Below are 5,980 nucleotides of genomic sequence, written 5' to 3'. Positions count from 1 at the left end.
GGGCGTCGCGCGGTCACGCTATCCCCTACCGGCGCCCAAGGAGCGTGTCGCGGTGTTGAGTGAGCTTGAGCGCGTTGATGTGCGGGTATGGCGCACCGATCAGGGCTGGAGCCATCTGACTGGCAGCAAGGAGGAAAATCCGGCGGGTGTGGAAATCAGCTTCAGCCGCCGCACGGCACACGGCACCGAGCGCTACCGCCAGGCGCTGGCACCGCTTCAATAGCAGCCTACTGGAATGAAAACGCCTAGCTGACCAGCACCACGCCGCCCGGTAGCTCGGTGATGGTGGCGCCGTAGGCATCGCGAATCAGTACGGCGACATTCGCCAGTTGCGCCAGGCTGAAGCGCGCCTGCACCTTGCGGCGCCCGAGTTCAGCGTTCATCAGCACGATCATTCCGGGACGGTAGCGGTTGATCTCATCGATCACACTCGCCAGGGGGGCATCGTTGAACACCAGCAATTGCTGACGCCAGGCCATGACTTGCTGTGAATCGAAGGGGCTGGGTTGGCCTTGTTGCTGCGCGGTATAGGTCAATTGGCGGCCCTGCTCCAGGCTCAGGCGCCGACCCTGATGCCTCAGTTGCAAGTGGCCCTCCAGGCACGTCACGCACACGCTACCCTCGGTGGCCCGCACATTGAACCGCGCGCCATCGGCGAACAACTCGCCATTGCCGGCAAGCACACGCAACGCGGTGCTGGCCTGGATTTCCACTTCACCGCTCAGTACTTCGATGGTGGCGTCGCCAGGGGTCTCGGTGCGCTGGCTGATGCGCGTCTGGGTATTGAGTTCAAGCACCACGCCCTGGGTCAGCTCGACGTGGCGTTGCTCGCCGACACCGGTATGAAAATCCGCGCCCATGGGCCAGCCATCCAGCAGTGACGGACGCGCGACCAGCACCGCAACCGACGCGGCAATCGCGCCGCCGAGAAATGCCCGGCGTCCGAAACGCCGCGGGTGGTTGACGACCTTTGCCGCCTGCTCCTGCCGCAGCTTCTGCTCGGCGGGCGCCATGGCCTGCCACAACTGGCGGGCCACGAAAAAGGCCCGGGCGTGCTCGGAACTTTGCGCACTCCAGCGCCGAAAAGCCTCGGCGTCGGCGTGGGTGGCGTGCCCTGAAGTCAAGCGCACCAGCCAATGGAACGCTTCTTCCCGGAGCTGGTTAGCCGTGGCACTGGCCGATTCAGATGCGCTGATAGACATGTTTTTCAAACGTGAAATGACTCAAGAAGGTACGCGCGACAAGCGCCTCATCACCTAAGACTGTTTTCCCGCGCCGGGACCGAACCGCTGAATCACTTTTCTTTCCAGGCGATCGGCACAGTATTGCAGCGCAGCCTTGAGTTCCTTCTCGACCATCCGGGTGGAGATGCCGAATCGCTGGGCGATCTCCTGATGCGGTGTTTGCTCCATGCGCGATGCCATCAATATTTGCCGGCGCCGGGGCGCAAGCTCGGTCAGAGCCTGCATCAGCGCGCGAATTTCAATCTGGCCACCGACGATCACCGCCGGGTCCTGATGTTCGTCGGCGGTGTGCATCAGTTCTTCGATTTCAGTGCCGGTAAGCAACCGTGCATCCTGCGCACGACGGTCAGCCGCGATGTTCAGGGCCATGCGGAACAGGTAGGCGCCCGGCTTCTGCACATCTGCGGGCGGCTCCATGCGGTCGACCCGAAGATAGGTTTCGTGCAGTACGTCATTGGCCAGGTCATCGGAGCCCAGACGCCGACGCAAGCGTGCGCGAAACACATCATAGGAAGCCAGGAACACCTTGAGCATGGCGCTCTGCTCCTTTTCCTTCATGGCTCTACCGCTCCTTCCCATGGGTTGCATTCCGTGCCTGCCGAAGCGGCGCCTGGCACCACCAGCACCGTCACCGGCTGCGGCAACGAGGACGGCGGAACACGGCCGATGTCCAATGTGCCCAGCCCCTCGATAATCGCCGCATCGCGCCGGGCGTCACCGGTGGAGGCCAGCAAGCGACTGCGCCGCACCTCGCCCGATGCCCCCACCCACAGCTGTAGCGCTGCTCGATAATGGCCCGGGCGAGTCACCGCGGATCGGCAAAGTACCTGCTCCAACGCGGCCTGCAACGCACTGGCAAAATTGTCCTCGCGCACGCTGGGGCTGCCGTTGCGCGAAGACGCATCGGCGCGGCGGGTCAGCTTTGCCTCTTTCACGGTGAAAGCGTCTGCGCCGGTGTAGAGCGCCGCCAAGCCGCTGCCGGCGAGCAATTGCTCCAACGCCTGGCGGGCATTCAGGCGTCCGTGCACCGCGGTCGACCGTCGCCCATGTGCCAGTTGACGATCCACCAGGATCGCCATCCCGCTGGCCCTGCTGTACAGGTCCAGGGCGACGGTCATTTCCTGGGCGGGTATCGCAAACTCGACAAAACGCGCCAGCCGATCGTCCACCTCGACGGGCGCAGGCGTGGCAGACCACGCGTCGCGTTGCGGCATCAATGCATGGAGCAACAGGAACAGTACCGTGGGCGCGAGGCAGCACCTGCTCAGCGCTTCTCTTGACATAGACATCTTCCGGCCCGAACGGCGTGTCGACGCCCTGCGTTGGCGCATCATGAGACGTGTACATGTCGTTTGTGTGACGAGCGCTGCAAAAAAAACATCGTCATACCTCGCTCCAATACGAGGTAGATTCAGGCTTCTACCGTTGGAAAAGGAGCTTCGCCATGGACTGTCGCGTATTCGCGCTGCTGCTTGCTGCCCTTCCCTTGTGGGCCCAAGCCGCCGAGCCGGCGAATGAGGGGTGCGTCAATGTCGAGGTGAACGGGTACAAGGCGCTGTCCTACGAGTGCCTGAGCGATCAGATGGCCAACCCGAAGGGTACGGCGGCAGCGCGCAAGAACCAGGAAGCGTTGAACGTGCCGATAGAGCAGCGAGCGCCCAACAAGCTGGGTTTGTATAACCAGTCGGCCACGCGGATTCGCATGGGCAATACCTTCGGTCATTCGGCGTTGCCGCAACGCCCGCCGCAGTAGCGTGGACGTTTAATCCAGCGACAGCGTGTCCGGTGTATTTGCCTCCCTGGTCGAATCGATCAACCAGGCCCTGAACGCCTCGACCTTTTTCGAGTGGGCTGTCTCGACGGGTGTCACCAGATAGAAACCGAGATCGGACTTCAACCTCAGGGCAAACGGCGCGACCAGTCGACCTGCCTTCAGATCCTCGTCGACGTACGTCGAGCGGCCGATGCAAATACCCAAGCCGTCGATGGCTGCCTGCACGGCCATCATCGCCAGGTCGAAGGTCAACCGTGAGCCTTCGGCCAGGGCGCTCGGTTGGCCGGCGGCCCCCAGCCAGAGGCTCCAATCGTCCCGCGTCATACCACTGACCTGCAACAGGGTGTGATGGGTCAGATCGCCGGGCGCCTTCAGGGCATTGGGCCCCACCAGCAGCTTCGGACTGCACACTGGAAAAACCTCATCGGACATCAGCCAGTCGGCGCGCAAGCCCTTCCAATCTCCGGTGCCGTAACGAATGGCCGCGTCAATGCCACCCTTGCGAAAATCCACCATATCGGTGGAGGCCGAGACACGTACATCGATGTTGGGATAGGCCTCCTGGAACGAGGCCAAGCGAGGCAGCAGCCATTTGGATGCGAAGGACACCAGGGTACTCACCGTCAGCGCACTGTCATGGACAGAATCCAACAAGGTTTCCGTGCAATGACGCAACTCATGGAATGCCGAACGAACGCCTGGAAAATAGGCACGACCTTCATCGGTCAACGCCAGGCCGTCCTTGAGCCGCAAGAACAGGCGCACCCCCAATTCCCCCTCCAGCCGCCGGATCTGATGACTGATCGCCGTTTGGGTGACATTCAACTCAAGGGCGGCCTGGGTAAAGCTCATGTGACGGGCAGCCGATTCGAATGCCTTCAGGCCATTGAGAGAGGGGATTCTGGCAGCCATGACGGTTAACGGCACTCATGAGATTTTGTCATACCCTAGCACCCGATATGTCCTTTGAAAATCTTCCGGTTGGCGCCGATGCTCAGCGGCACTCAACGCCATCAGGAAAACCCATGAAATTGTATTTCGCGCCCATGACCTGTTCATTGTCCCCGCACATCGTGCTGCGGGAGCTGGACATTGCCTTCGAGCTGATCCGTGTCGACAACAAGACCAAGCGAACCGCCGACGGGCAGGACTTTCTCGCCATCAATCCCAAGGGCTACGTCGCGGCGTTGATGCTGGATCACGGTGAAGTGCTGACCGAAGGGCCCGCGATCGTCCAGTACCTGGCCGATCAGGTTCCGGGCAATCACTTGGCACCGGCCAACGGCACCTGGGAACGGGTTCGGTTGCAGGAATGGCTGAACTTCATCAGCTCGGAAATCCATGGCGGCTGTGCCCCGCTGTTCAACGCCCAGATCCCGGAAACCACCAAGGCCATCTTCAAGCAAAAGCTGTTCAAGCGTCTCGATTACTTGGCCGGTGCCCTTGAACACCGCAACTATTTGCAGGGGGATTTCGGCCTCGCCGATGCGTATCTGTTCTCGGTGCTCAAATGGCTGCCGTTTTTCGCCATCGGTATCAATGATTGGCCGGCGCTGGCGTCGTATATGGCTCGGATCGAGACGCGCCCCAGCGTCAGGGCCGCGATCGAAGCCGAGGCGAACACCGGCCAAGGCTGATCATTGGGCCACGAACGGATAATGCTCGATTCGACAAGGATGCTCGTTGCCGTCGCCCTTGCAGATGCCGTCCAGGTAGCGGTATCTGATCCGGATCGCCTGGCCTTTTGCAGGCCAATTGCGCCGGGCAAGCGTGGCCTGGTAGTCAGCGGTTTCCGGGATGAAACTGATCACCGCGCCCTTCTCTGGACATTCCACGTCAGGCGTGGCCGGGCTGGTTTTCAGAACCTGGGCCCGGAGACCAGGGAACGGCTGCTTGACCACTTCAGTGACCCGCAACTGCATGTCACAGATCTGCCACGTCGCGGCGTGCACCGGGGCGCACAGGGCGGCGAACATCAGGATGAAGGGCATGGAGTGCGCTGGAGACAGGTTCATTTCAGTCCTTTTTGTCGGTGGCGGCTTCGCATGCGCCATCCTCTCATACCAATGTGAGCAAGACTCTACGGACGAAAAAAAGCCCCGCGACCGAAAACGGTGCGGGGCAAGGGAATTGGTTGGTTGCGGCCAACCAAAGGAGCACGGAGAAAAGCGTATACGGGCCGGTCAGATGCAATCCTGTGCGGCGCGCTCAAAATTCGAAGGCAGGAAGTTGGACGCCAGAAGATGCCGCTCATAGACGAATACCTTGCCGCCGTTACCCGCCTTGTAGGCTTCCAGCACGTTGTCCGCTGCCACTTTGCTCGGCACGACGATGCGGTAGCTGCGCTGGGTCTGCGAGACCGTCGGGTTCAGCGCGCTGTCCTGTAACTTCGGCACGACGCATTCGGCGTATTCGGCCGGTGTCTTGCTGGTCTGCAAGGTCAGGGTCGGATCGTTCGGAGCCGACGCACAACCCGCCAGTAACAACGGGGAGAACGCCAGGGGCAACAGGAATAAAGGGCGCATGGATCAGGTCCTGAAAAAAATGACGACGTTAGGCTGCGTCTCGATAGCGCTGATTTTCTAACGATTGTCAGCAAAGCAGAACTTGCATTTCGTAATGGTCACTATTACTGATGGCAATAGTTCTGAGCTTGGGAAATTGAATGAAGCATTTGATGAGAACGTTTGATCTGATTCGCGGAGCGGTATTGCCCGACTTCCGGGAGCGGGTGGCTGAGTACCTGATCCCTTACGAAACCGTACTATTGAGCACCACCGAAACCGACCCGCAACTCAAGCGGGACACGGCCAATCAACTGCGCGGCTATCTACGCGGCCTGAATACCACGCGGGTGTTGGGCATGGCGGATTGGGAGGAGCTGGACCGGCGGGTCGTGAATACCTGGTTATCAAGCTGAACGGCTTGGCCTGTGGCAGCTGCGAGGAGCTGCGTAGGAGCT

The 5,980-nt window shown here is 60.9% G+C and carries 9 protein-coding genes and 1 pseudogene; 4 read left to right on the top strand and 6 right to left on the bottom strand.

The genetic code is table 11. The features are described from left to right. Positions 1–223, top strand: a pseudogene (locus tag OC610_RS19625) (type II secretion system protein GspJ); the annotation flags it as partial. A 22-nt stretch (positions 224–245) separates the two neighbouring features. Here the strand turns inward: OC610_RS19625 and OC610_RS19620 are convergent. Genes OC610_RS19620 through OC610_RS19610 form a run of 3 tightly spaced genes read right to left on the bottom strand, consistent with a single transcriptional unit; the run spans position 246 to position 2,527 of the window. Then, positions 246–1,202 (bottom strand): FecR family protein, encoded by a 957-nt coding sequence (locus tag OC610_RS19620; RefSeq protein WP_269808037.1) that lies wholly within the window; start codon positions 1,200–1,202, stop codon positions 246–248. A 54-nt stretch (positions 1,203–1,256) separates the two neighbouring features. Further along, positions 1,257–1,802: an RNA polymerase sigma factor gene (locus OC610_RS19615; protein ID WP_264430013.1), complete on the bottom strand. Its 546-nt coding sequence runs from the start codon at positions 1,800–1,802 to the stop codon at positions 1,257–1,259. After that, positions 1,799–2,527 carry an STN domain-containing protein gene (locus OC610_RS19610; protein ID WP_264430011.1) on the bottom strand — a complete coding sequence of 243 codons (729 nt, stop codon included), beginning with the start codon at positions 2,525–2,527 and terminating at the stop codon, positions 1,799–1,801. Before OC610_RS19610 ends, OC610_RS19615 begins: the two co-directional genes overlap by 4 nt. A 161-nt stretch (positions 2,528–2,688) precedes the next feature. Between OC610_RS19610 and OC610_RS19605 the strand changes: the two genes are divergently transcribed. Then, positions 2,689–2,997 (top strand): hypothetical protein, encoded by a 309-nt coding sequence (locus tag OC610_RS19605; RefSeq protein WP_264430010.1) that lies wholly within the window; start codon positions 2,689–2,691, stop codon positions 2,995–2,997. A gap of 9 nt (positions 2,998–3,006) precedes the next feature. On the opposite strand, the gene OC610_RS19600 is transcribed toward OC610_RS19605, so the two are convergent. Continuing rightward, the gene (locus OC610_RS19600) at positions 3,007–3,930 is read right to left on the bottom strand and encodes a transcriptional regulator GcvA (protein WP_264430008.1); all 924 of its coding nucleotides are present in this window, start codon (positions 3,928–3,930) and stop codon (positions 3,007–3,009) included. 113 nt (positions 3,931–4,043) lie between these two features. On the opposite strand from OC610_RS19600, the gene gstA reads away from it, so the two are divergent. Continuing rightward, entirely contained in the window at positions 4,044–4,655 is a 612-nt protein-coding gene (gstA, locus tag OC610_RS19595; RefSeq protein WP_264430006.1) for a glutathione transferase GstA, read from the top strand. Here the strand turns inward: gstA and OC610_RS19590 are convergent, their stop codons facing one another. Together OC610_RS19590 and OC610_RS19585 are read right to left on the bottom strand one after the other, a co-directional pair. Further along, on the bottom strand, positions 4,656–5,033 hold the full coding sequence (locus tag OC610_RS19590; RefSeq protein ID WP_264430004.1) for a hypothetical protein: 378 nt from the start codon (positions 5,031–5,033) through the stop codon (positions 4,656–4,658). It abuts the gene before it with no gap. A gap of 168 nt (positions 5,034–5,201) precedes the next feature. Next, entirely contained in the window at positions 5,202–5,543 is a 342-nt protein-coding gene (locus OC610_RS19585; protein WP_264430003.1) for a hypothetical protein, read from the bottom strand. A 152-nt stretch (positions 5,544–5,695) separates the two neighbouring features. Between OC610_RS19585 and OC610_RS19580 the strand changes: the two genes are divergently transcribed. Then, a complete protein-coding gene (locus OC610_RS19580) occupies positions 5,696–5,938 on the top strand; it encodes a hypothetical protein (protein WP_249874541.1) in 243 nt (80 codons plus the stop codon). Positions 5,939–5,980: the final 42 nt, after the last annotated feature.

This window comes from Pseudomonas agronomica (assembly GCF_025917275.1).
GTDB classification, from domain to species: domain Bacteria; phylum Pseudomonadota; class Gammaproteobacteria; order Pseudomonadales; family Pseudomonadaceae; genus Aquipseudomonas; species Aquipseudomonas agronomica.
Note: the sequence above shows the minus strand (reverse complement) of the source record. Positions and strands in the feature narration are given on the sequence as shown.